The 23,715-nt window shown below is 56.8% G+C and carries 20 protein-coding genes and 1 tRNA gene; 3 read left to right on the top strand and 18 right to left on the bottom strand.

The features are described 5' to 3' along the window. Positions 1-71: 71 nt before the first annotated feature. From bshB1 to J8E65_RS07290, 18 genes are all read right to left on the bottom strand, one after another. Positions 72-872 (bottom strand): bacillithiol biosynthesis deacetylase BshB1, encoded by an 801-nt coding sequence (gene bshB1 / locus J8E65_RS07375; protein WP_210375124.1) that lies wholly within the window; start codon positions 870-872, stop codon positions 72-74. A 3-nt stretch (positions 873-875) separates the two neighbouring features. Continuing rightward, positions 876-3,596 (bottom strand): leucine--tRNA ligase, encoded by a 2,721-nt coding sequence (leuS, locus tag J8E65_RS07370; RefSeq protein WP_210375123.1) that lies wholly within the window; start codon positions 3,594-3,596, stop codon positions 876-878. Positions 3,597-3,687: 91 nt separating this feature from the next. After that, the gene (locus J8E65_RS07365; RefSeq protein ID WP_210375122.1) at positions 3,688-4,374 is read right to left on the bottom strand and encodes an HD domain-containing protein; all 687 of its coding nucleotides are present in this window, start codon (positions 4,372-4,374) and stop codon (positions 3,688-3,690) included. Between the two features lie 3 nt (positions 4,375-4,377). Continuing rightward, complete coding sequence (bshC, locus tag J8E65_RS07360; RefSeq protein WP_210375121.1) at positions 4,378-6,018, bottom strand: bacillithiol biosynthesis cysteine-adding enzyme BshC; 1,641 nt, start codon at positions 6,016-6,018, stop codon at positions 4,378-4,380. Positions 6,019-6,117: 99 nt separating this feature from the next. Next, the gene (locus tag J8E65_RS07355; protein WP_210375120.1) at positions 6,118-6,705 is read right to left on the bottom strand and encodes a bifunctional nuclease family protein; all 588 of its coding nucleotides are present in this window, start codon (positions 6,703-6,705) and stop codon (positions 6,118-6,120) included. 52 nt (positions 6,706-6,757) lie between these two features. Next, entirely contained in the window at positions 6,758-7,870 is a 1,113-nt protein-coding gene (hisC, locus tag J8E65_RS07350) for a histidinol-phosphate transaminase (protein ID WP_210375119.1), read from the bottom strand. Positions 7,871-7,884: 14 nt separating this feature from the next. Beyond that, the gene (gene hisD / locus J8E65_RS07345; protein ID WP_210375118.1) at positions 7,885-9,219 is read right to left on the bottom strand and encodes a histidinol dehydrogenase; all 1,335 of its coding nucleotides are present in this window, start codon (positions 9,217-9,219) and stop codon (positions 7,885-7,887) included. A 116-nt stretch (positions 9,220-9,335) separates the two neighbouring features. Continuing rightward, positions 9,336-9,734, bottom strand: a complete 399-nt coding sequence (locus tag J8E65_RS07340; protein WP_210375117.1) for a DUF3276 family protein — start codon at positions 9,732-9,734, stop codon at positions 9,336-9,338. Positions 9,735-9,883: 149 nt separating this feature from the next. Further along, entirely contained in the window at positions 9,884-10,726 is an 843-nt protein-coding gene (locus tag J8E65_RS07335; protein WP_210375116.1) for a purine-nucleoside phosphorylase, read from the bottom strand. Then, positions 10,723-13,182, bottom strand: a complete 2,460-nt coding sequence (locus J8E65_RS07330; RefSeq protein WP_210375115.1) for a PP2C family protein-serine/threonine phosphatase — start codon at positions 13,180-13,182, stop codon at positions 10,723-10,725. Before J8E65_RS07330 ends, J8E65_RS07335 begins: the two co-directional genes overlap by 4 nt. Next, positions 13,179-14,291, bottom strand: coding sequence for an AI-2E family transporter (locus J8E65_RS07325; protein WP_210375114.1), 1,113 nt, complete (start codon positions 14,289-14,291; stop codon positions 13,179-13,181). Before J8E65_RS07325 ends, J8E65_RS07330 begins: the two co-directional genes overlap by 4 nt. Positions 14,292-14,295: 4 nt before the next feature. Then, entirely contained in the window at positions 14,296-14,958 is a 663-nt protein-coding gene (locus J8E65_RS07320; protein ID WP_210375113.1) for a regulatory protein RecX, read from the bottom strand. After that, entirely contained in the window at positions 14,955-15,833 is an 879-nt protein-coding gene (locus tag J8E65_RS07315) for a DUF4249 family protein (RefSeq protein WP_210375112.1), read from the bottom strand. Before J8E65_RS07315 ends, J8E65_RS07320 begins: the two co-directional genes overlap by 4 nt. Further along, positions 15,830-18,463, bottom strand: coding sequence for a TonB-dependent receptor (locus J8E65_RS07310; protein WP_210375111.1), 2,634 nt, complete (start codon positions 18,461-18,463; stop codon positions 15,830-15,832). The genes J8E65_RS07315 and J8E65_RS07310 overlap by 4 nt, the downstream gene beginning before the upstream one ends. Before the next feature lie 72 nt (positions 18,464-18,535). Continuing rightward, entirely contained in the window at positions 18,536-19,669 is a 1,134-nt protein-coding gene (locus J8E65_RS07305; RefSeq protein WP_210375110.1) for a FecR domain-containing protein, read from the bottom strand. 75 nt (positions 19,670-19,744) lie between these two features. Next, positions 19,745-20,284 (bottom strand): RNA polymerase sigma factor, encoded by a 540-nt coding sequence (locus tag J8E65_RS07300; protein ID WP_210375109.1) that lies wholly within the window; start codon positions 20,282-20,284, stop codon positions 19,745-19,747. Positions 20,285-20,355: 71 nt separating this feature from the next. After that, positions 20,356-20,838, bottom strand: coding sequence for an asparaginase domain-containing protein (locus tag J8E65_RS07295; protein ID WP_210375108.1), 483 nt, complete (start codon positions 20,836-20,838; stop codon positions 20,356-20,358). Positions 20,839-20,875: 37 nt separating this feature from the next. Beyond that, positions 20,876-21,307, bottom strand: a complete 432-nt coding sequence (locus tag J8E65_RS07290; RefSeq protein ID WP_210375107.1) for an archease — start codon at positions 21,305-21,307, stop codon at positions 20,876-20,878. A gap of 45 nt (positions 21,308-21,352) precedes the next feature. Here J8E65_RS07290 and J8E65_RS07285 point away from each other — a divergent pair, with 45 nt between their 5' ends. The 3 genes from J8E65_RS07285 (at position 21,353) to csx2 (ending at position 23,677) form a co-directional block, all read left to right on the top strand. Then, complete coding sequence (locus J8E65_RS07285; RefSeq protein WP_210375106.1) at positions 21,353-22,024, top strand: phosphoribosyltransferase; 672 nt, start codon at positions 21,353-21,355, stop codon at positions 22,022-22,024. An 81-nt stretch (positions 22,025-22,105) separates the two neighbouring features. After that, positions 22,106-22,190: transfer RNA gene (locus J8E65_RS07280), tRNA-Leu, on the top strand. Between the two features lie 284 nt (positions 22,191-22,474). After that, positions 22,475-23,677: a TIGR02221 family CRISPR-associated protein gene (gene csx2, locus J8E65_RS07275; protein ID WP_210375105.1), complete on the top strand. Its 1,203-nt coding sequence runs from the start codon at positions 22,475-22,477 to the stop codon at positions 23,675-23,677. Positions 23,678-23,715: the final 38 nt, after the last annotated feature.

The following is a 23,715-nucleotide window of genomic DNA, read 5'->3' as shown; positions in this document are numbered from 1 at the left end:
GTCAGAGTGGATAGCAAACTGGAGAGCCTGGGCTTGGTCTCCCGGCTCATCAAGATTTCACGGTTAGAAGCTTAGCGATAGGGTTTTTCATACTGCAAGACGGCCATCAGATCGCGTACGCCAAACGGCCCATGCCGGTACAAAAAGGGCTCTCCGTAGACAGCGCCGATCTGGTAACCATAGGTGCGTGCCCGTGCTTCAATCCATTGAAAAAAGGTAGGATTGGAGACAAACGTCTCGGGTTCGTCCTCAGAGGGCACATAGTCGGGGTTATAAAACTGAGAGCGAAAAGCCTGTAGGGCTTCCAACCGCTGTGGCCACACCTCGGTCACATCGACCACCAAGGTAGGGTCAAAAGGTACTGCCTGCATGTAGTGCAGCACGTGATGTGGCCTCCAGGGTTGCTGGGGATTTCCCTGTTCATCAAAGGTTTCAATGCGCCGAAGACCGGCAAAAAATATGGCCGATGTGGCCAGTTGTGCTGCAGCGCTGTGATCCGGATGGCGGCACTCGGGTGCATTAATCAACACAATATGGGGACGGTAGCGACGGATGACGCGGATGACGGCTAGCCGCTGTTCAGCGGTATCGGCCAGCCCACCATCCGGAAGCCCCAGGTTTTCTCGGACGGCCAGACCAATAATGCGGGCTGCCTCGGTGGCTTCTTGCAAGCGCCCTTCGGGGGTCCCCCGTGATCCCAGTTCGCCCTGCGTTAGGTCTACAATCCCAACCCGGTAGCCCTGTCGGACCAGCAGGCATACCGTCCCCCCAGCACACAGCTCGACATCGTCGGGATGCGCAGCCAGAGCGAGCACATCCAAAGGCCGCTCTGGTTCTGGATCCTCGAGCAGCACCAAGCGACGGCTTTCCATCGATCAGCCTACTACAAAATTGACAATACGACCTGGTACGTAAACCGCCCGTCGAATCTGCTTCCCATCCAAGTAACGCGCTACATTCTCATGCTCTCGGGCGATGGCCAGCACGACTTCCTGATCGGCTGTGGCCGGTACGCGCACTGTAGCCCGGAGTTTGCCATTGACCTGCACTGCGATCTCCAGTTCCTCGACTTGGAGATAGGCTTCGTCGACCTCCGGCCAGGGCTCGTAGGCCAGCGATGTGGTGTGCCCAAGCCGTTCCCAAAGCTCTTCAGCCAAATGCGGGGCAAATGGGCTCAGCATCAGCACAAAAGGCTCGGCTACTGCCCGCGGGAAAACCTCCCATTTGTGCGCTGCGTTGACAAACTCCATCATAGCCGCGATAGCCGTGTTGAAGCGCATGGCCTCAATATCGTCGGTAACCCGGCGTAGCGTTTGGTGCAACAGCTGGAGCTGCGGGCGCGTAGGCTCGGCCTCTGAGACTTGAAGCGCACCTTGGGCTTCGTCCACATAAAGACGCCAAACGCGGTTTAGAAAGCGGGCTACCCCCTCGACGCCTTTGGTGCTCCATGGCTTGACCTGCTCGAGCGGCCCCATGAACATTTCATAAAGCCGCAAGGCATCGGCACCATACTGCTCAACCACATCATCGGGGTTAACCACGTTGCCGCGGCTTTTGCTCATCTTATAGGCTCGGGCTTCAATGCGGATCTCTGGCTGTGCACGCAGGACAAACCCTGTGGCTTGCTTTTCGACCTCGTCTTCGCTGAGCCGAACGGCTTCAAGCTTTTCGCCGGTACGCACGTCAACCCCGTCATCTACATGCTCAGCCGATACCCAGCGTCCCTGGGCATCTCGAAACGCGGTGTACTCCAATTCCCCCAGAATCAGCCCTTGATTGACCAGCTTCATGAAAGGCTCCGGCGTAGAGACCAGCCCGAGGTCATAGAGCACCTTATGCCAAAAACGTGCGTAGAGCAAGTGCAACACTGCGTGCTCAGCACCCCCAACGTACAAGTCGACAGGCATCCAGTAGCGCTCTTTCTCCGGATCGACAAAGCGGGCCTCATTGTGTGGATCGAGATAGCGCAGGTAATACCAGCACGAACCGGCCCATTGGGGCATGGTATTCGTTTCGCGGTGGAAAAGCTTGATTTCGACCCCAGGCGGAGGCTCGAGTCCAGGCTTAAGCAGCCGTACTGTACCTTGGGGTGTGACCCAGCCGCGCACGCGCACCCAGTCGACAGCCCTGGCCAGTGGCGGCTGGGGTTCGGTGTCTGGATCCATGGCCGGCTGCGGTCGAAAATCTTCCAGATCCGGCAACAGTACCGGCAGTTCCGATTCGTCCAGGGGATAGGTTTGACCCGTGCGGCGACCTGCTTCGTCCACTTCGTGCACGATCGGGAAGGGCTCACCCCAGTAACGCTGCCGGCTAAAAAGCCAGTCGCGAAGCCGATACTGTACCGATCGCTTCCCCAAGCCTTTATGCTCTAGCCAAGCGACAATCGTGCGTTTGGCCTCCTCATTGCCTAAGCCATTGAGCGACACTTCCGCATTGGCCGAGTTAACATGCGGTCCATCTCCTTCAAAGGCGCCTGCTTCTAAGTTTCCACCGGCAACGACTTCCACAATAGGCAGGCCATACTTGCGGGCAAACTCCCAGTCGCGCTGGTCATGACCTGGCACGGCCATGATGGCGCCTGTGCCATAATGGCCCAGCACGTAGTCGGCAATCCAGATCGGAATTTTTTGGCCTGTGGCCGGATTGATCGCATAGCCGCCAGTAAACACACCAGTTTTTTCACGCGCTAGCTCGGTGCGCTCTAGGTCCGATTTCTGCTGGGCCTGAAGGCAGTAGGCTTCGACACTTGCACGTTGCTCGGACGTGGTAATGGCGGCTACCAGTGGATGCTCGGGCGCCAGCACCATATAGGTCGCGCCAAAAAGCGTGTCGGGCCGGGTAGTAAAAACGCGCAGGCGCGCTTCCAGTCCCACCACAGGGAATTCAATCTCAGCGCCTTCAGAGCGGCCAATCCAGTTGCGCTGCATTTCTTTGATGTTCTCTGGCCAGTCCAGCAGCGCCAAATCTTCAAGCAGCCGCTCGGCATAGGCAGTGATGCGCAGCATCCACTGGCGCATTGGTCGGCGATAGACGGGATAGCCCCCCCGCTCCGACTTTCCATCGACCACTTCTTCGTTGGCCAGTACCGTTCCGAGCGCGGGGCACCAATTCACCGGCACTTCGGCTTCGTAAGCCAAACCTTTTTTGTAGAGCTGGAGAAAAATCCACTGAGTCCATTTGTAATAGTTGGGATCGGTGGTATTGATTTCACGATCCCAATCATAGGAAAAGCCCAACCGTTTGAGCTGTGTGCGAAAGCGGGCAATGTTGCGCTCAGTCGTCAGGCGCGGGTGTGTATTTGTTTCAACGGCATACTGCTCGGCTGGCAGGCCAAAGGCATCCCATCCCATTGGATGAAGTACGTTGGCCCCCTTCATGCGACGGTAGCGGGCCAAAATATCGGTAGCGGTGTAGCCTTCCGGATGACCTACGTGCAACCCTGCCCCGCTGGGATAAGGGAACATGTCGAGCACGTAGAACTTGGGTTTTGCCGGATCAAACCCTGGCTCACCGGGGCCTACTGCCCGAAACGTTTTGTGCGCCTCCCAGTAGCGCTGCCATTTGCTTTCGATTTCCTTGAACGGATACCCTGCCATGCTGTATAGATGGGGATGAATCCTTAGGGAATGCAGGCGCAAATATACGCTACCGCCTTAAGAATTGTTTACCCAAATTGGCAACGGCTGTTTACTGCGTGCGGGCTATCCAATTCAGAAATCGCTCCACTTCATACGCGAAGCGGTCGCGGAGCGGGTTCAGGCGCGGCTCGGTATGCTGGCGAGAGAGGTCAAGTAAGGCTTGATGGAATTGTGCCTGAGCTTGAGGCCCGGCATTAAGCGGACGCCGGCCGGGTGCTGGTGCAAAGATATCGATGCCTGCCTCCAGCGTTTGGTTAATGGTCCAGAGATTATGCAACTTGTCGGCCAAGCTGATGGCCATAGCTGCTGGCGTGGCCACGCGCAAATGGTTCAGGTAATCGGCCTTGCGGGCCTCCCAGCTACGCCATTGGCCTGCAGCATCGAATTTCTGTTCGGTCACATCCTGAACCAGGCGTGCGACTGCCTCTCCCATACGCGCACGCAACACTTCGTAGCGTAGTTGCTGGCCATAGCAGTTGGTATCTTCCAGGGCATCATGTAAAAAAGCAGCTGCAACGACCACATCATCCCATCCGGCCCGGTCCACCAAAAGCGCTACGGTTGTCACATGCGCCATTACGGGGACCGGCACCAAATCTTCGGGGTCAGGTGCAGGCAACAAGGGGGGACGCCACTGGCTTTTACGATACGTACGGTCATGCCAGCGGGCAGCCAGCTCGATCGCCTGTTCTACCAGGGGGCTAAACAGTACCCGTCCAAAATGCACCGTTCCCATAGCTTACAAGTAGACGATGTGCAGGTTAGCAGGATCAAGCGGCCAGTCATTGTATAACGCCTCGATGAGCCCCAGCCCATATTTACTCAAAAAGTAAACCGGCGAAAACACGCGTTCCTGCAACACACCGTTGGGAAACAGGCTGGCGTGCAGCCGAGCAATTTGGTTATGCAGTGTAGCTTCACGTTGCTTAGCCGCCTTCAGCACACGTCCTTCAAAGCGGTCTAGTTCATGCCGCAGTGCTGCACCCAGCGCTTCGGTAGCTGGACCTAACGTCGGCTCGATGCGCTCGACTACTGGACGCAAACGCGCCACCATATCGTCAAGCTGCTGCTGTGCTGCTTTAAAAGCGGCTTCTAGTTCACCGTCCAGCTGCTGACGCACCAGTTCATGAAACAAGTGATCTGGGTCGTGTTGCAGCATTTCTGGTCGCAACTTGTAGCGCTCGAGCAGTTGTGCAACCCGGGGCTCAACGAGCAAGGCCATCGTGCGCGGAAAGACCAGCGGCATTGGCACGTTTGCCCAAGCATAAAGCGGTTTGAGCTGCGCCCAGTAGGCCGTTTCCGAAGGTCCAGCTACATATACCAACGTGGGCAGGAGCCAATCTTGATAAAGAGGCCGCAGCAACACCCCGGGACTGAAACGCTCGGGTGACGCCTCAAGCAAGCTTAGCGCTTCTTGACGCGAGAGCTGCCGGTCGGTACCCCGCAGTCGAAAGCCTTCGCCGAAGGCATCGAGTGCAAGGCGCTGGTGGTCTTCAAGTAAAAATAAGTTGGTGGGCTGGGTGCGCACCTGTACGTGATAAGCGTGCTCTAAAGAGCGGCTTACGTGTTCCAGATGCGCCTGTGCGGTCTGCCAGTCTTCGAGCTCTTGGGCAAACAGTGGACGTGCCAGCGCTTTGAGGCGGGCATCGTCTGGATCGATCAGTACCAGGCCGGAGCCTGGCAGCCAGCGCTTGAGTAAACGCGCGAAGGCATCTTGCAGCGTTACCCCAGGCTGGTAGGTCTCGTTGAGCAAAGCCATTAATGGCTCCCGAAACGCTGTAGCAGGCAGTAGGGCTTCTAGGGCTGCCAGGAGGTCACGCACCGACGCTGGTAGCGGTAGACGACCTACCGCTCCGGCATAACCTGGCAGCGGCAGCTCCAAACGCAGCGTAACCGGCTCAGCCCCCTTAAGCACCGTTAGCGCAGCAACTTCCTCGTAGTCGTGGTCTTCCCCAGCCAGCCAGAAGACAGGAATGACCGGTCGCTCCAGCTCCTCAGCAAGCGCCTGAGCTAGCCGACACAGCGTGAGCACTTTATAAAGCGTAAAAAGCGGCCCGCCGAACAATCCTACCTGTTGGCCCGAGACCACAGCTACACTGTCGGGCAGGCGCAATGCTTCAATGTTCGCCTGCGTAGCCGCGTCTAGTCCCCAACGGGTGTTTTGCTCCAAGAGGACACGGACGAGCACGTCGCGCTGGCGGGGATGCTGGGCTACGCGTTTGGCCAAGGCGCGGCGTACGCTAGGCGATCGGTAGTCACCGGCATAAAACGCATCCAGCAGCGCGTAATCGGTGGCATACGTCACAAAGAGCTTTGAAAGCTTCCGCAATGTGGGAAGCGGCAAACGGTCAATCTGCTGGATTCGCAAGGCAGCTGTCATGAACGGAAAAGGTTTACCCCAAGTAAAACAAAAAGCGAAGCTTTATGGCTTCGCTTACCGGAGAGCTTCGCTGTGGATAAGGTGCACCTTCGATGCGCGTTAGTTTTGTCCTTGTTCTTTTTTTAGGCGAGCAATCTCATCCCGCAATTGGGCAGCACGTTCGTAGTCTTCCTCTTCGATAGCTTTTTCGAGCATTTTCTGCATACGTTCCAGGCGCGACATGGGCGGCTCGGGCTCCTCCATTTCGCGGCTGCTGCTCACCGAAAGGGTTCCGCCTTCTTCGGCCGGAATGCCTGCCTCTTCCATCACGGCTGGGGCTACAAAGATAGGCGCATCGACACGTACAGCCAGCGCCACAGCATCGCTGGGTCGAGCATCCAGTTGACGCTCTCGTCCGTTATGCACAAAGCGAATCTTGGCATAGAATGTACCATCGCGCAGCTCATCAATCACCACGCTCAGCACCTCCGCACCCACTGCCTCGAATAGGTCACGCAAAAGATCGTGCGTCATCGGGCGTGGCGGCTGAATTTTCTCTAATTCCAGCGCGATGGCTTGCGCTTCAAAAGCACCGATGATGATCGGTAACCGCCGATTGCCGTCAACCTCTCCTAAGACCAGCGCATACGCCCCACCACTGGAAGGACTCGTAGAAAGCCCAACGATGTCAACCTGTATGAGCTCCATTGTACGTATGCTAACGTTTAGCCCGCTACCCGCACTGCCAAGGCTGCGTGACCTATTCAGGTTCGGTAAGCGCCTCTTTCAACGCGTCCATAAAGGCCCGGTTCTCTTCTGGCCGCCCAGCGCTTACGCGCACGTAACCCCGCAGCTCAGGATAGTTGCTCAGGTCGCGCAGCAAAATGCCTTTCTGGGCCAGACGAGCAAGCAGAATGCGAGGTTGCAGCTCTGTCCGAAAGATAACAAAATTCGCCTGTGAAGGCACCGGTGCTACACCAGCCAGCGTAGCCAGCTCCTGGTAGAGCCAAGCCACTGCTTGCTTGATGCGCGCGGCTTGCTCCTGCACGAGTTTGTAGTGCCGCAGCAGCGTTAGGGCTATCGTCTCAGCCAACCGATCTACCATAAAAGGAATACGGGCCTTGTAGAGTTCCTGAATGATGCGCGGGTGGCCTACCAGATAGCCCAATCGCACTCCGGCCAAACCAAAAGCCTTCGAAAACGTGCGCAGCAACAGTACGTGGGGGTAGTGATCTAAAAACCTCCGAAACCCAATGCCATCGGTAAACTCTACGTAGGCTTCATCGATCAAGACCAAACCAGGAGCTGCCTGCACGATGGCCTCCACGTCTTCAGGCGCCATTGTCAGGCCCGTTGGATTGTTCGGGGTGGTCAGCACCACCAGTGCAGGCCTGTTACGGCTGATGGTTTCAAGCAGTGCCTCGGTATCGAACTGCAAGTCAGGACGCGGCGGCACGCCCAGCACGTTTCCACCGTGCAACCGTACCATCATTTCATAGAAGGAAAACATGGGCCGCGGCAGCACCACCGGAGTACCTGCATCCACCACCGCTAGGCCAAGGGTAAAGGTCAGCTCGTTAGAGCCGTTACCTACAATAATGCCCTCAGGGCTCCATCCAAGGTGCTCAGCTAGGGCCTGGCGCAAGCGTTCTGGATGCTCGGCAGGATAGCGGTTCAGCGGAACTTCCTGAAGCGCCTCGAGCAGCTCACGTTTAACCGCTTCGGGCAGCTCGAAAGGATTTTCGTTTTGATTAAGCTTGATTGGCGCCTCAGGGGGCGCACCTACGCTATAGGGCTTACCTTGGCGCACTGCAGGCCGGATGACCTGCAATGCCTGTGTTAAGGCGTCGACGGTCAGCACATCGTGAAGCATAAGGTTACGACCGGTTACGACACGGTTTTGGAAGTCGAGAAGGCCGCAGAAGTTTCACGCAAGCGCGCCAGGCGGATGGCAACAGCCTGGGCATGGGCTGGCAGGTCTTCGGCCTCCGCAAAGCGGATAATTTGCGGTCCTGTCTGCTGCAATCGCCGGGCTGTATAGGCAATAATCGACTGGCTACGCACAAAATCATCTACACTGAGTGCGGAAGCATACCGGGCCGTCCCCCCGGTAGGTAGTACGTGATTGGGACCGGCAAAGTAGTCTCCCACAGGTTCGGTGGCATAGGGTCCGAGAAAGACGGCGCCTGCATGGCGCACCTGTGTCAGCGCTGCCCAGGGGTCGCGGACGAGAAGCTCTAGATGTTCAGGTGCCAGCTCGTTGACCACGGCAAAAGCTTCTTCTAGAGACTCGGTCACAATGCAGGCACTATAGCGGGCAAGCGATACCTCAAGAATAGGGCGGCGCGGTGCACGGGCTACCAGTTCCCGCACTTTTGCCTGCACCACTTCGGCCAGCAAACGGTGCGGCGTCACTAGAATGGCCGAAGCCCGCTCGTCGTGCTCGGCCTGCGACAAAAGGTCAGCTGCCACAAATTCCGGGTCGGCCGTGTCGTCGGCCACAACCACGATCTCACTAGGACCCGCTATGGCATCAATCGCTACTGGGCCGTAGACTAGCTTTTTAGCCGTTGCTACGTAGGCATTGCCAGGACCCACGATTTTGTCCACGCGCGGGATTGTTTCTGTGCCAAACGCCAAAGCCGCAATGGCTTGGGCACCTCCTACAGCGTACACATGGCGCACGCCCAAAAAATACGCTGTAGCCAAAACCAAAGGATGCGGCCTGCCCGAAGCAGTTGGGGGAGAAACCAGGTGCAATTCTCGTACCCCAGCCACCTGTGCTGGAATGGCGTTCATCAGCAAGCTCGACGGGTAAAAGGCACGCCCCCCCGGAACGTACAAGCCCACCCGTTCCAGAGGCAACACCCGTTGACCCAGCACCACGCCATCGTCTTCTTCGATAAACCAAGACGTGCGGCGCTGGTGTTCGTGAAAGCGGCGGATGTTGGCTGCTGCTTCGGCTAAAACGGCTTTCAGCTCTGGATCTATCGCGGCATAGGCCGCTTCCAATTCGGCCTCCGAAACACGCAAAGACGGAGGGCGCACGCCATCAAACCGTTCAGTCAATTCCTCAAGCGCTGCATCCCCTCGCTGGCGCACTGCTTCGAGAATTTCGCGAACGCGTTGCTCAATAACGGGATCGAACGTGCCGCTACGCTGCAAGATTGCTGCCAACCGCTCATGCCGGCTCCCATAGGCTACAATGGGCAGCAGTTCCATGGGATTTTTCGTTTGGGTTAGAAAACAAAAAGCCGGCTAAGCCGGCTTTGGGCATAGTTCGAATTGGATCGAGGCCAACACGCCTCCCCACCAACCGTACACGACAGATCGCTCTTTTACACCTCGTCCTCGTCCCGCGCGTGTCGGGAAGGTACAGTAAGCTCAGGCAGATCCTTAAAGTCGTAGTCCGGCAAGTAGGTCTTGCGGATGTGCTGCACCACCTCGTGGATCGCAGCGATAAACTTGCCAAAATCTTCCTTGTAGAGAAAGATTTTGTGCTTTTCGTAGTGGTGGTCGTCAATACGTTTGCTCTCAGTGATCGTGATGAAATAGTCGTCACCAGAGCGCGTTGGCTTGACGTCGAAAAAGTACGTACGCTTTCCAGCTGGCACCCGCTTAGAGTAAACTTCTTCTCGGTAGTGCCCGCCTTCCCGGGTGTCTCGCACGTCACGCATATCCTCGTCGTAGGACTCCCGTCGATACCGATAATCGGTGTGCTGCGAATCGTAGCTCATGAACGTCCCTTCACTGCTTCACAAGAGCTCATTACTAAGATCGTAGCACCGACTTTGGTGCCAGTGCTACACAAACGTAAGTAAATATGCAAACAATCAATTTAAAACACAACGTCTTGTCTGATTTTTTGTTTATCGACAGTAAAATTCTAAAAATTTTTTGCATAGAGTTGCCGCATAATCCCGCGCACAAGCTGCTCTAGGCGATCGCGCACCTGAAGTCCTACCGCCAGCACTTCTTCATGGGTTAACGGTCCACGGTGCATGCCGGCAGCCATATTGGTCAACGTGGAAATGCCCAGCACTTTCATGCCAAGCTGGCACGCTTGGATCACTTCTGGCACCGTACTCATGCCCACAGCATCGGCGCCTAAACGCCGGTACATACGGATTTCGGCCTTTGTTTCGTAGCTAGGTCCTAGCGTCCACAAATATACCCCGCGGCAGGTAGGAATGCGAAGTTGCAATGCCACCTGCTCGGCGGCCTCGATCCAGCCCAAATCATAAGGTGCACTTAAGTCGGGACTGCCTCGCCCAAAAGATGGAGGGAAATGCTGCAACGCACCGACGAGCGGACTGCGGAAAGCTGCATTGATATGGTCGACCAAAAACATGAGCATGCCGGGACGAAAATGAGGATTGAGTGCACCAGCCGCATTCGTCACGATTAGGCGTTGGGCCCCCAGGGCATGCACCAAGCGCACTGGAAAAGCTACCGCTTGTGGACTATACCCTTCATAGCAATGCACGCGTCCCTGCACGACCACTACGGGGCAACCCTCCAGGTAACCGCCCACCAAGCGTCCCGCATGTCCTTCAACCGTAGAGGAAGGATAACCGGGAATCTCTGCAGCAGGTAAGACAACCGCCTGCTCAACCGCTTCAGCAAGCGTTCCTAACCCTGATCCCAAAATCAAGGCTACTTCAGGCTGCGCCGGAAGCTGCTGGCGCAACCGCGCCACGGCACGATCAAACTCGGCTTGTTGCTTCATGCTTTGGCCGTAACTTCTAGCCAAATGGCGGTCAGGTCATCGGCAAGTTTGTCGTTCTGCTGCTTTTGCAAGGCTGTGCGGAGTGCTTCTAGCCATACTTCGGGCGAACCTGCTTTAGGGAGGTGCTGCGCAATCCACTGGCACAGCCCATCAACGCCCCAACGATCGGGTTGCTGCCCGACACGCTCCATAACGCCATCCGTATACAGCAGCAAGCCGTCGCCTTCCTCAAGGGTCAGCGTATACTCTTCCAAGACGGCATCAAACAGCGCAGCATCGGCCAGTCCAATACCAAGGCCTAAAGGTTGCAGCATAGCAACGCGGCCGTCGTAAGCGCGCCAATGGAACACTGGGGGATGGCCTGCCCGAGATAAAGTAAAAATTCGCGTCTCTGGATCGAGAATGCCATACACCATAGTGACAAACAAACCTCGGGGTGCTTGCTCCCGAAACAGCCGGTTTAACCGGCTTAGCACATCCCGTGGGCGATCGCCGGAGAGGCTGAGGGCACGTACGTAGCCCTTAACCAGAGTCATAAAAAAAGCTGCCTGCGTACCTTTACCACTGACGTCGCCTACGACCACGACCAGCCTGCCATCGGGCAACAAAAACACATCGTAGTAGTCCCCCCCTACCTCATAAGCGGGCAAGCAAAAAGCAGCCATCTGTACACCCGGAACCTGCGGGAGCCGATGTGGGAGCAAAGAAGCCTGAGCTTGACGTGCAATCTCCAGCTCGCGCTGCAGGCGCTCCTGGCGGGCCAATTCTTGCACGTAGAGCGGCACATACTGGGGCAATTCGGTCTCTGGACGTCGGCTAACCAAGCCCGCTACCCCTATTCCTCCAAGCAAACCTATCCCTCCCAGCACGATCAAGCCATCCATACCTAAAGGCCCGCTTAGGTTTACCCAGCCAGGCACACTCTTCCACAACCATAACCCTATCATTAATCCCAACCCACAGCTAACCACCTCACCGCGCCAAAGAATGCTTACGAGTACTACAGCCCACAGCCCCTGCAGCAGCAATGCGTCTGCCAGCGATTGGTAAAAGGTAAAGGCTCCCATCACGCCCCACCCAATGGTGAACAGCACAGGCAATGCCCAACGGCCGAGCCGCCGTAGCCGCGCGACAACAGCCAGCAACAGGTGCATCTGCATTAAGCCTGTCCAGCCAAGCGTCCCTAACCACACGACGGCTGTCAAGCCGGGCACGATGGTCTCGGTAGGGCTCACTTCCAGCTTTAGGGGTGCATACGGGCGCAGGACCATCCAAGCCGTCAGCACCCCCAAAAGCACTCCCCCAACAGCCATGGCCCGCAACAGCGCCAGACCTACGGGGACATTCCGAATTTGCCCATTGCGCAGCAGCGAAAGTACCGATAGCTTCTCTGGCCAGTAGTCGCGAGCTAGGGCGTCGGAGGTGCTGGCCACCACAAAACTGCTGGTCACCCCCAAAATCCCTGTAGCAAGCACGCTGGTCCCCACAAAGATAAGCCGCAGCTCTAGCGATTCCGTGCGCAGCAAAACCGGCAACGAAGCGCTCAGCACCCCACTGCCCAACAACACTCCCCCCACCACCGCATCCCGCAACGTGGCTTGCGTGTCGAGCAAACGTCGGCGCAATCGCTGCAGGAAAACACCCAAAAGCCACAGCAGCAGCCCAGCATAGGTAACAATCGTCAACCAGCTCTTCAGATCGAGGCTAAGCTCTTGCTGAAAAGGCGGTGCTGTTTGCTCAGCCTTTGCCCATGCCACCCGAAGCTCCTGCAAGGTACCTGTAGCCGTAACCTTTGTCCATACAGTCAGCGTATCTCCGGTCGGAGCAAGTCCTCGAAAGCGTACCCGCGCCAGGTTTGCGCCTTCGAGTCCTACCGAGTCTGGCTCAAGACGCACGTGGCGTTCTAAGCCCTGTGCCACATGACGGCGCGCCCAAGCCAGGGCTTCTGCAGGACCCGGACGCAACGTTGCACGACCAAGGGTATCGGGAAGCTTGCCCCAGGAAGCTGCTGGATCAAACGTTACTGCCGTGTCAGCGCGAAGCGTCTGCATGCGCCGAGGGTCAAGGCGCATGGCCCATACTGTTCTATCGCTCGCAAGATGCACCGACCATGCAGGCGGCCCTTCTTCGCTCGTTACCCCTTGCACTTCCCAAACGTAAGCCGGCATCCAGGGCATCGCCTCGAGTTGCCGAAGCAGCTCGGCCCTACCCCAGCGACGCTGCCAAGAACCCAGCAAGGCAGTATCTCGCCGAAGCGTTACAGTGACTTTAAAGGAATCAATGGCGTAGCCTTGCTGACGCATAAAACGCACCGCTTCCTGACGGACAGCTTCTAGCGAGCCCATCTGACTGAGAAAAGCATCTGGATGCTGGCGTGGCAGCAGCCAAAAGCTCCAACCCAACCCTGCCAGACCCACAAGCAGCAGCAAGCGATCGATTGGTGCAATGCGACTCATGAAGAAGTAGCTCTGACGATATGGTAATTCTGCATGCCCCAGCGCAGTTGCACAAAGGCTGTACGCACCACGGTCAAAACCGGTATTGCCAGCAGCATCCCAACAATGCCGGCCAGCTGAGCGCCTACAAGCACGGCAAACAAAATAATCAGCGGATGCGCCTGAGCAGCTCGTGAAAAAATCATCGGCTGGAAGAGCACGTTGTCCACTACCTGGGTCAGCCCCATGGCCACAAGTACCCTAAACACCATGGAAAAATCGCCCGTTTGGGCGATGCCCACTAGCGTGCCTGCAACAAACCCCATCAGAGGTCCAAAATAGGGAATGGTGTTGGCAATCCCGGCAAATACCCCTACAGCCAAAGCAAAGTGCAATCCAAAAATGTACAACAAAACACTAGCCAGCGTCGCAACGGCCAGGCTTTGCAAAAACAGCGCGCGGAAATACCGCCCCACACTTCCTCCCAACTTTTCCAGTATCGCTAGGGTCAGTTCAAAATATCGATTGGGTATGAGTTGCAACAACGAGCGGCGCAAATGTACCCCGTCTTTTAGTACAAAAAAGGTAACAAACGGAATAACCAGTACAGCATAAAACAGGTTGGTGAACAGGTCCAAAATAGAGCTGACCGTACCTGCCAGCTGCTGTTCTCGGATCAGGGTTTCAAATCCTTGGCGTAGCAGTCGCATCAGCGTACCTGGCTGTATAGGAATAAAACGCACTAGCCAACGCTCTAGCTCACCAATAGCACTCTGGAGGGCTTCCAAGGAGATCAGCTGAGACAGTTCAGCCACCTGCCGGGCTAAAAAAGGCAGCAGCGAGGTTAGCAGCAGACTAATCAGGGCAATGCAGCCAGCTAGCGTGAGCAAAATGGCCGGCACGCGCCCCAACCATTGCAGCCGGTCGACAATCGGTCGCAGCAAGTAGGCCAACAGCCAGCCTACCAACAAGTAGACAAGCAGATTGGTAAAGGCGTAGGTTACCCAAACCACCGCGCCTAGCATGAGCCCTGCCAGGACCAGCCGCCCCAGCCAGTGGCGGGTTAAGTGATGCCACACCGCACTTGAGGACGCAGTATTCGGTTCGTGCGCTACGTTCGCCATAGTCATGGGGTCAAGCTAGCTCCCGCAGCACGGCATAGGCTACTTCTAACGTAAAGCCACGCCGCTGAAGATAATTAAGCAGTTTACGCCGGCGCTTGCGTACGTCAGGCTCGCTTTGCAGCAATCGCGCCCAATGCTTTTGGCCCACGTGCCGAGCAACCGCTATGGGGCTGACGGCACGCAGCGCTTCAGCCAACGCGGTTTCAATAATATCTGGCGAAATACCACGTTTTTGCAGCTCAGCACGCAGCCGGCGCGGGCCGTAACCCCGGTGTTGCAGCCGGTTGCGCGCGTACTCCCGGGCATACGCCTCATCATTTAGGTACCCATGCTCTTGCAACCAGGCAACCACACTTTGGATGCTGCTTGCGTCAAAACCTGCACGTTCCAGGCGACGCGTAATTTCCTGTGCAGTGCGCGGACGATGCTTTAGGTAATGCAAGGCGACATCGCGTGCTTGCCGCTCCTGTTCTGCCCGGTAGAGGGCTTGCTGAGCCGCGGTCGAAAGCACCTGTCCCTCTTGCACTCCAAAGGCGGCCAACAGCTCGCAGTGCACTTCCATGACAAAGCGATCAGCTACAAAAAGGGCAAAACGTTCCGAATCCTTTTGCTGAGGCCTAAGACGCGTCACCAGCCCCTCTTGAAAGTGCGGTTTGTACTGAGTGGGTTTCATGGCAACGGCCTAACGGTGAGGAATAAAGAATCCAGCGCAAGTGCTGCTGCAATACCTAAGCCTCCAACCACGTTGGAAACGGGCTCTCGACGTTCGGGCGCTTTCCGGCTGGAAGCAAAACGAGCATAGGCCTGCCCACTCCGCACAAGGGCCACACGCAACCTGTGCGGAGGAAGCGGGTCGTGGGCTTTCTCCACCGGTATCGCATACACACCGGTCCAGTAGTGCTGCCCACGGCTATTCTGATCGCTTTGCGACTCTCGCAGAATTTGCTCAGTGCGCAAGAAGAGATCAACTATTGTGGAAGAAAAAGACACTTCAGGCCGCAGGTGTGGGCGCACCCAGTAGAGGCGCTGCGTTTCGATCGGCGCTTGCCACCACAGCGTAACCGTGACAGGATACAAGTAGCCAAAACGCGCACCCGTAGCCAATGAATCGTTTAGGAGGAGTGAGTCGAGTAGTACGGCTTGTACTGGAGATTCAGGTACCATCACCTGTACGCTGTCGATCCGAATAGGCGGTGGAAGCGTATCGATAGCTTGAACTTGGATTCCTTGCCAAAACACCTGAAGGCGCACCACCTGTCCAGCCTGCAAGGGCGTGAGAGCCCCTAGGGGCTGGTAAACACCGGGTACGGCTGCATCAGGCTGATAGGGGATGTGCAGTGTATCCACCTGCAGCGTCACTTGCGCATCGGTAACAGCCGGTACTGAGGCGCTATAGAGGGGGCCAGTTTGTCGGAGACGGATGGCTGGTGGCGGCGCCCCCGTTTGGAAAAACGCCTCGACGACCAGCACGGGTTCGCTACCCGGCATGAGTGTATCGCAGCCCAGGAGCCAACACCCCAGCAAGCCAAACACAAGCCAGCGCCTCATAGCTTCATTTGCAACTCAATCAATGGTAGCAGTGGCAGTCCTTTACGGTCGATTTGGCGCACGCCCGTAGGCGCAGGTTCGTAACGACGATCGATCACGTTACGCCGATTGAGCAGGTTGTAGAGATAAAGTGCCGCATGCCAGTTTGCGCCTAGCCAGTGAAAACGATAGGTAAGCTGTCCGTCAATGCGCCAGTAGGGAGGCAGGCGACCGTTGTTAATTTCCGGACGGTAGAGGTACACAATCGGCTCGGGCGCTAAAGGGTCGCCAAGGGCATAGCGTGCTACCGGGACGGTCGTGGGGTAGCCGCTGCGCAGTTCGGCGGCCAGCGTAAAGCTCCAGCGCGATTGGTCGTAGCCCATCACGGTGCGCAAGGCCTGCGGGACCTCAAAGCGTGCTGGCCGGTAGCGCGTTTCGTGCTGGGCGCGGTTAAGTGATCGGCCAGCCTGATAAGCTAGCCAAAGATGCCAAGGCTCTCGGTCCAAGCGTACCAGCAGCTCTCCCCCGTAGGCTCGCGCCCGAGCCGGCGTGTACTGCCCTAGGAGCACCCCCATCTCAATGCCCGGTCCCTCCAAACCATCTTTGGTCTGGTATTCATCGTAGGGTAACAGCTGCTGCAACAGATGCCGATAGTAGAGCTGCGCTTGCATCGTCACCCCTGGACGCAGGTGCCCTTCCAGCTCCATTGCTCCCTGCCAGGCAACCGCGGGCCGCACAGTAAGTCCGGCAGGAATCCAGCGCGAAGAGACCACATCGTACACATAGGAATACCGATCCCGCAATTGATGCAAGTACTGCACAGAGCGTCCTAGGCTGGCCCGAGCAACCCAAACCCCAGGAAGCAGGCTGTAGCGCACGGCCAAGCGTGGTTCTAGCTCGAGTGGCAGCGCATCAAACCAGCTCACCCTCAGGCCTAACTCAGCTTCCCACCGCGTTGTTGGACGCCATACATGCTGTCCGTAGACGGCGGCTTCAAGCGCTTGCTGCCGGCTGATTTGGGCTAGGGTATCCACAGCTAAAGGCGCCCGTTTCACCCAAGCATCTAAGGTGCTATGGAAGCTCCGCCACACCAGCTGCAAGCCGGCTTGCGTTTCGTGCATAAGCGAAGCGTAGTGGTTCGCTTCTAAACGCACGCCAAAGTCTTCTAGGCGAACGGTATAATCCGACGCCACAGCAGCCGCACCTGTAGGCTTGACAAAAAACGACTCTTGCGCTTGGTAACCCGACCAATACGCTACTGCACTTACAAAAAAGCGCCGCGTAGGCAAGTATTGATAACGTAGGCTGGCTAAGCGATTGTCCCAGTGCTGGGCCACTTCAAAAAACAGATCTGCCGGACGCAGCCACGAAGAAAAGTCCAGCGAAAAATCAAACGGCAGCCGTAGGTCTAGATCGTCCCCCCCTTCGTAGTAACTGACCGATAGGCGATGTCGTACGCCAGGGCGGTAGGTCAATTTGGCGCTTACATCATAAAAATAATAGCCTGTACGCAACGTATCCCGTCGGCCCGAGGCGTCCTCGACAGGATGCTGTCGCCCTATAAGCTGATCGAGATAGGAACGCCGGCCCGAGACCATAAACGAGCTGTGGGTATTTAGCGGGCTTTCAACCACAAAGCGGGCATTAAGCGGGCTTAGCCCCAATACGGCCTGTGGCTTTTCCTGGTTGCCGTCGCGCAGCTCGGCCTCCAGTACAGCACTGAGCCGACCACCATAAGCAGCAGGGAAAATGCCTCGGTAAAACCGAATGCTCTTGAACGTTTCGGTTTGAAACGTCGAAATCAGACTGAAAGCATGCCAAGGATGGTATACCGGTGCCCCATCGAGCAGGTAGAGGTTCTGGTCCGGCGCTCCGCCTTGCACGCTTAAGCCCCCGTTCACTTCACCAGAGCGCTGCACGCCAGGAAACCACTGTAGCGTTTGGAGCAGATCCTGCGTTCCTGGAAAAGAGGGGAAACGTTCCAAATAAGCCACCGGGAGCATTAAAGCTCCGGTAGTGGTCGGTTGCTGCTCCAGGGCCAAACGGCCAGCGTCAACAACGAGCGGCTTAACTTCAAGTGCGACAGGTCTTAGGCGCACCATCAGCGGCTCGCCCCCAGCCCAGAGCACCGTATCCACTGGGGCATAGCCCAAATAGGTAATGCGCACGCGATAAAAAGCCCTTGAAAGCGCAGGCAAGGCAAAATAGCCGGCAGCGTTGCTGGTTGTGCCTCGGCGCAGGTCTGGGAGGTAGATATGTGCTCCGGGCAGCACTTCGCCACTTTGTCCATCCAGCACAAATCCAGAAAGCATACCGGTTTGCCGTCCCCATGAGCGGCGGGTAATATGCGTAGCGACCAGCACATATTGCCCGTCTTGAATGCGCTGGGCCCGCAGACCCGACCCGTTTAAGATGCACGCCAATGCAGCTTCAAGTTGGTTGCCCCGATAGTGGCAGGTGCTGCGCTGACCGGTTACTAGGCGTTGGGCATAGATCAACCGTACTCCGGTTTGCCCGCTAAGCTGCTGCAAGGCGGCTTCGAGCGGGACATCCTCAAGCGCAAGATGAATGGAGACGGTCTGCGCTTGGACGACCAGGCATCCTACCATCCAAGATAGACATATCCAGGCGATGCAGCGAAATGCTCGCATTGGCGCGCAGCCCGCTCGTTTAGGAACGCTCCTATCTTACGCACGGCGAGCTGCAGAGTTGTCACGCGAAATTTATCGCCCAGGCATGAGGCGATAGCTACCGTCTTGCTGCTCCAGACGCGCACCCAGCGTTGTTGCCAGCGCACTAAGAATTTCTTCTAGCGGTTGCGTTTGAGCAAAAGTACCTACCACAAGCTCATCGGCTAAAGTCGTGTCGACAAGGATCGGCATCTGGTAAAACGCTGTAAGATGGCGGGCAATTTCAGCCATGGTCACGCCCTCAAACACATGCAAACCTGTCCACTGCAACGCTTGGGGCACGTTAACCATGGTGGGTGGGCTTATTTGCCCATCAGCTGCAACGCGAACCAATTGACCTGGCGACAGCGCAACAGCTAGTGCACGGTTTTGTCTTCCATGCACGGTTAGCCGACCTTGAGCCAGAATGACCTCGGTGGTGTCCTTCCAGGCACGTACGCCAAAACGCGTGCCTTGCACGGTTATCAGGGCTTCGGGCGTTTCTACCACAAAAGACCCTTGCGAAGGCTGCACCTGCAGCAAAGCTTGACCCTCAAGGTGCACGCGACGGTTGAAGTGTTCCGCGTAGCGCAGCACGGCTGGCCCCACAAGCCGTACTGAGGAGCCGTCGGGAAGCGTAAGCGTCTGCACTGCACCAGCATCCACGATCTGGGTCAACCACGCGGTGCGTTGCTGCCACCAGAGCAGCCCAGCAAAGGCCAGTACGACGCCGCCAAGCGCCAAGCGCACGCCCCATCGATAACCCCTAGCCCGGCGGTGCAAGGGCCGAGGCCCTCGATCGGTTGCAAAGGTAGCATCCGTACCACAGTGTGCCTTCCAAACCTCATCAAAATCAGCACATGCTGCCTCAAGGTCTCGCACGACATCGGCCAGACCCGGGTGAACAGCCAGCGCCTGCTCGAGTACAGGTTTTGCTGATTCGAGCAAGGCTTGCTCTTCGGCAGAGAGCGCCTCCCGGCGCCCACTCCGGGCTAGGGCGTAAAGGACCCAAAGCCTGCGATCAGGCACGGCTCCTTCAAGGGCACGGTGCAGCTGTGCCTGCACTGCTTCCCACGTTGCCAACACCTGCATCAGCACAGGATCCTGCCTGAGCAGTTCCTGAAGGGCTGCCCGAGCCTCAGGCGACAGTTCATCCCAAAACGGCAGCAGCTCCGGGAAGGCATCCATGACCGTTTCCCTTCAAACAAAGGTTAACTGCACACTACAGTGTAGCCGCCCAATGCGTTTCCAAGGTAACAGGTCTTACTCACTCCAGGGCAACACAAGCAACTGGCGCATTTTCTCAAACGCCCGCTTGACCTGCATCTTGACCGCTGCTTCGGTAGTTTGGAGCAAGCGCGCGATCTCCTGATAGCGATAGCCGTAAGCACGCAACTCCAAGATGCGGCGGGCGCGTGGCGTCAGCGCAGCCAGTGCTTGTTCGATATCCAGTCGCTGCTCCGCCGCTTTGTCATGCATCCATGCCAGTGGCGGCCGATCCGGATCAAAAAGCCGCTCGCGGCCGTGGTAACGCCCCCGATACCAATCCTGCAGTTCAAACAAGGCTGCTTTCATGGCAAAGGCCTTCAGCCGACCGTTGTCTTTCAGGTCGGTCAGGCCTGTATGTACACGAAGCAGCGTATTTTGAACCAAGTCGTCAATTTCTGGAATTGCACCCAGACGCTTCAAAAAAAACGCCCGAAGCACAGGCTCCAGGTGCCTTAAGAGTTGATTTTGGGCTTCAGCCTCGCCCGTACGGGCGCGGGCTACCAATTCCTCGGAGATCTCAACCCGAGCGGCCATGGGTGAGCTGCTACATAAGCGGTTGCCTTCGCCAGTGGGCTCACACCCGGAAGCTACACGGTTCGTTCCCGTTAAATAGCTTCAAAGCGGTTGGCCTCCCGGTTTTTCCGAACGCGCTCGGGCGTAAAAATGCGACCGTTCATCGCAATGTACACGCCTGGTGGTAGAGTCTGCACAGCGGCCAGGGCAAAACCAATATTAAACTCGGCATCACTCCGCTTAAAACGGGCTGGACTCAACGACCCAACCAGCACAATCGTCTTATCCCGAATGCCTTGCAACGCCCGGGCGGTTTCAATCATGGTATCGGTACCGTGCGTAATGAGAATACGCGCACAAGGCTCTTGCCGCACTTTTTCTACAATAAACGCCCGGTCTTCATCGGTCAATTCCAAACTATCCTTTCGGAAAAGCGTCTCTAGGTCCCACGTAAGCGTAACATTGGCCTCGTGCAGGATGTCTACAATCTGTGGATCGCCTACCTCGTAGACGCTCTGCGCATCGAAGTACACTTTATCGATCGTACCACCGGTGGTGAAGATTTTCACGTCCATATCGATCGCTGCCGTACTAGAACTGCTTGTCCGTCAGTCAAAGATCGAAAATAATTCGAGCATACCACTGCCCATTTTGGTGTTGCAAAATCAGTCCGTGGTAGGTAATGGCCTTCACTTCGGTATAAATGGGATGCCGCTTAGGATCAATGGGCTCACCCCATGCCAGAGCTTGCAGCTGCTGCTCGCTAAGCTGCTGCACAGCAAACCGTGAAAAGACCCAATGTTTGGTAATGTGCTCATAGTTTAATTCCGAGAGCCAACGCACCAAAAGCGCCTGCACGTCCGGTGCTTCCACCGTAAAAGCCATCGCCTCCCGAGGTACGACGCTTTCGGGATCGGTAATGATCGCAAACAACCCCCAGGCTGCCCGCTCAAAAAGCACTGCCAAACCGTCGGCCCAAACCTCAATACCCGTGTCGGCCGTATGGTCGAGCTCTCGAAACCAGGATGGCGTATCTTGTGCCATGACTCCCAACCCCTAACGCGTGGCTGCTGCCATCATACGCGCAACATGACTGCTTTTGTTCGCTTCCGCGATCGCTCCGACGCCGGCCGACAACTGGCACAGCACCTGTTGCCTTATCGGGCCGAGGCCCCACTCGTGCTGGGACTGCCGCGTGGCGGCGTAGTGGTCGCCTACGAAATTGCCCAAGCCCTTCAGGCACCACTGGGCGTTCTTGTCGCTTGCAAAATCGGTGCACCACAACAGCCTGAGCTGGCCATCGGGGCCGTCGCCCCTGGAGGCATCGCCTTTTTTTATGCGCATGCCTTACACGCCCTGGGTATTACCCCGGAAGAAGCCCGTCAACTCGCTCGGCAGGCACAGCAAGAGTTGGAGCGCCGCATGCAACGCTACCAAGGGAACCAACCTCTCCCTGAAGTGCGCAACCGGACGGTGATTGTGGTCGATGACGGCCTGGCTACCGGGGCAACAGCGCTCGCAGCCGTGCGCGCACTACGCCTGCAGCAACCCCGCCGGATTGTGCTGGCCGCCGGCGTCTGTGCTCCCGAAACAGCCGAGATGCTCGAGACCGAAGTGGACGACCTGGTTTGCGTGGCAATGCCCGAAGACTTTGTAGCCGTCGGTCAGTGGTACGAGGACTTCCGCCCGGTCAGCGACGAAGAAGTGATGGCTTTACTTGAAGCTGCACGCCGCTGGAACCCCCCGAATCGTGCAGAATAACGCGCTCGCTAAAGGCTGCGCAGAAAAATGTGCGCCCTCCGAAACCGAAACTTTGGGATGAAGGTTCACTGCGGCAGATCTGCCCGGGTGGCGGAATCGGTAGACGCACGTGACTCAAAATCACGTGGCCCTCGGGGCCGTGGGGGTTCGAGTCCCTCCCCGGGCACTTAAGCATCGCTTCATGACCCTTCAGCCTTACCTGTGGGGCAAAGCGCGTTTTTAAACAGTTCGCTGAAATGCTCTGGACTAACGCGCCACCCTTGAGACGTGTCTTTGGCTAAGAAATACACCTCCATGATGTGGACAACTACCCGAAGTGCCTAGTGACCTGCTCGCGGGCATAGGGGTAAATCCTACAGTGCGCAATTTTGATTATTTTGTCCACAAACGCAAAACCGCCATTAACAACACTCGGCATTCCCTACAAATCCACCCGCCTCCAGTAGGCGTATGCGTATTCAAATTTCTTTCCTTGGTGCTGGCGACTATCAGCGTTGTCGGTACCAATACAACGGACAGATTTACGAAACACCTTACTTTCATGAAGCGGCTCAGCACTTCTTTGGGCCCGATCGGGTGCTGATCCTCTGCACCCCAGAGGCAGCCCAAAAACATAGCGCAGCGCTTAGCGACTCCTTTGAAGCCATTTCTATTCCTTCAGGAAAAACCGAGGAAGAGCTTTGGGAGCTTTTCACGGTACTTACCGAGCATGTGCCTGAAGGCGCTACCCTGATTGTCGACGTGACGCATAGCTTTCGCACGCAGCCCATGCTGGCGCTGGCTGCGGCGTACTTCTTGCGCACCGTTCGGTCAGTCCAGATCGAACATATCGTTTACGGCGCTTTCGAGGCCAGAGACGCAGCAACTGGCGAGGTGCCCGTTTTCGACTTAATGCCGTTTGTTCAGCTCATCAATTGGAGCGTGGCCGTTCACCAGTTTGTGCACTACGGTCAGAGTAAGGACCTAGCCGATTTAATAAAAGATGTTCACAAAACCACCTACTTAACCCCTAACGCAAAACGCGCAAAGTTTGCTGCTAAGGCAGCATCTTCTTTGAAGCGTTTTGCCCAAGGGCTTCAGTTGGTTCGGATCCAGCAGGTGCACCAAGAGCTTGCCCCACAGCTGCTTGAGGCTTTGGACAAGGTGCAGCAGGACGTCCAGACGCTTCCTTCGCTGCGTCCCTTAGGTGTACTGCTCGACCAAACCCAAAAGCGCATTCGTCCTCTAGGCGCAGCCCATCCATCCACACGTGAAGGTCTCAAAAGCCAAGCCGCCTTAATCCAGCTCATGCTGGACTTTGACCTGGTGCAGCAAGCGGTCACCACAGCCCGGGAGGCGGTCGTCACCCGATATGCCTTAGATCGAGGGGAAAATCCGTGTGAAAAACGAGAAGCGCTCGAACGCTGCCTAGGAGCACTCAGCAGGGGGCTGCAAGATAAAAACCAGTGCGATCAATACTCGGCCGAAGAGCGTGAGCTGGCCGAGTTGTGGAATACGCTCAGCAACATACGTAACGACATCAATCACGGCGGCATGCGTCCTCATCCTATAGCTGAGGATAAGCTTTATAAAAACGCGCGTGAAGTAGTCCAAAAGACAGCAGCGTGGATTACGCGCCAGGCCGATGAAGCCGCAAGCCCTTCCTCTGGATAGAATGCCGAGCAACAAGCGGCAGCGTGCATATTCAGAAC

Source organism: Rhodothermus bifroesti, from assembly GCF_017908595.1.
Taxonomy (GTDB): domain Bacteria; phylum Bacteroidota; class Rhodothermia; order Rhodothermales; family Rhodothermaceae; genus Rhodothermus; species Rhodothermus bifroesti.
This window is presented reverse-complemented; position numbering and strand designations above follow the sequence as displayed.

What these genes read in the sequence shown, in the direction of transcription:
- bshB1 (WP_210375124.1), bottom strand. Translation starts at nt 872, where the DNA reads ATGGAAAGCCGTCGCTTGGTGCTGCTCGAGGATCCAGAACCAGAGCGG.
- leuS (WP_210375123.1), bottom strand. Translation starts at nt 3,596, where the DNA reads ATGGCAGGGTATCCGTTCAAGGAAATCGAAAGCAAATGGCAGCGCTAC.
- J8E65_RS07365 (WP_210375122.1), bottom strand. Translation starts at nt 4,374, where the DNA reads ATGGGAACGGTGCATTTTGGACGGGTACTGTTTAGCCCCCTGGTAGAA.
- bshC (WP_210375121.1), bottom strand. Translation starts at nt 6,018, where the DNA reads ATGACAGCTGCCTTGCGAATCCAGCAGATTGACCGTTTGCCGCTTCCC.
- J8E65_RS07355 (WP_210375120.1), bottom strand. Translation starts at nt 6,705, where the DNA reads ATGGAGCTCATACAGGTTGACATCGTTGGGCTTTCTACGAGTCCTTCC.
- hisC (WP_210375119.1), bottom strand. Translation starts at nt 7,870, where the DNA reads ATGCTTCACGATGTGCTGACCGTCGACGCCTTAACACAGGCATTGCAG.
- hisD (WP_210375118.1), bottom strand. Translation starts at nt 9,219, where the DNA reads ATGGAACTGCTGCCCATTGTAGCCTATGGGAGCCGGCATGAGCGGTTG.
- J8E65_RS07340 (WP_210375117.1), bottom strand. Translation starts at nt 9,734, where the DNA reads ATGAGCTACGATTCGCAGCACACCGATTATCGGTATCGACGGGAGTCC.
- J8E65_RS07335 (WP_210375116.1), bottom strand. Translation starts at nt 10,726, where the DNA reads ATGAAGCAACAAGCCGAGTTTGATCGTGCCGTGGCGCGGTTGCGCCAG.
- J8E65_RS07330 (WP_210375115.1), bottom strand. Translation starts at nt 13,182, where the DNA reads ATGAGTCGCATTGCACCAATCGATCGCTTGCTGCTGCTTGTGGGTCTG.
- J8E65_RS07325 (WP_210375114.1), bottom strand. Translation starts at nt 14,291, where the DNA reads ATGACTATGGCGAACGTAGCGCACGAACCGAATACTGCGTCCTCAAGT.
- J8E65_RS07320 (WP_210375113.1), bottom strand. Translation starts at nt 14,958, where the DNA reads ATGAAACCCACTCAGTACAAACCGCACTTTCAAGAGGGGCTGGTGACG.
- J8E65_RS07315 (WP_210375112.1), bottom strand. Translation starts at nt 15,833, where the DNA reads ATGAGGCGCTGGCTTGTGTTTGGCTTGCTGGGGTGTTGGCTCCTGGGC.
- J8E65_RS07310 (WP_210375111.1), bottom strand. Translation starts at nt 18,463, where the DNA reads ATGCGAGCATTTCGCTGCATCGCCTGGATATGTCTATCTTGGATGGTA.
- J8E65_RS07305 (WP_210375110.1), bottom strand. Translation starts at nt 19,669, where the DNA reads ATGGATGCCTTCCCGGAGCTGCTGCCGTTTTGGGATGAACTGTCGCCT.
- J8E65_RS07300 (WP_210375109.1), bottom strand. Translation starts at nt 20,284, where the DNA reads ATGGCCGCTCGGGTTGAGATCTCCGAGGAATTGGTAGCCCGCGCCCGT.
- J8E65_RS07295 (WP_210375108.1), bottom strand. Translation starts at nt 20,838, where the DNA reads ATGGACGTGAAAATCTTCACCACCGGTGGTACGATCGATAAAGTGTAC.
- J8E65_RS07290 (WP_210375107.1), bottom strand. Translation starts at nt 21,307, where the DNA reads ATGGCACAAGATACGCCATCCTGGTTTCGAGAGCTCGACCATACGGCC.
- J8E65_RS07285 (WP_210375106.1), top strand. Translation starts at nt 21,353, where the DNA reads ATGACTGCTTTTGTTCGCTTCCGCGATCGCTCCGACGCCGGCCGACAA.
- csx2 (WP_210375105.1), top strand. Translation starts at nt 22,475, where the DNA reads ATGCGTATTCAAATTTCTTTCCTTGGTGCTGGCGACTATCAGCGTTGT.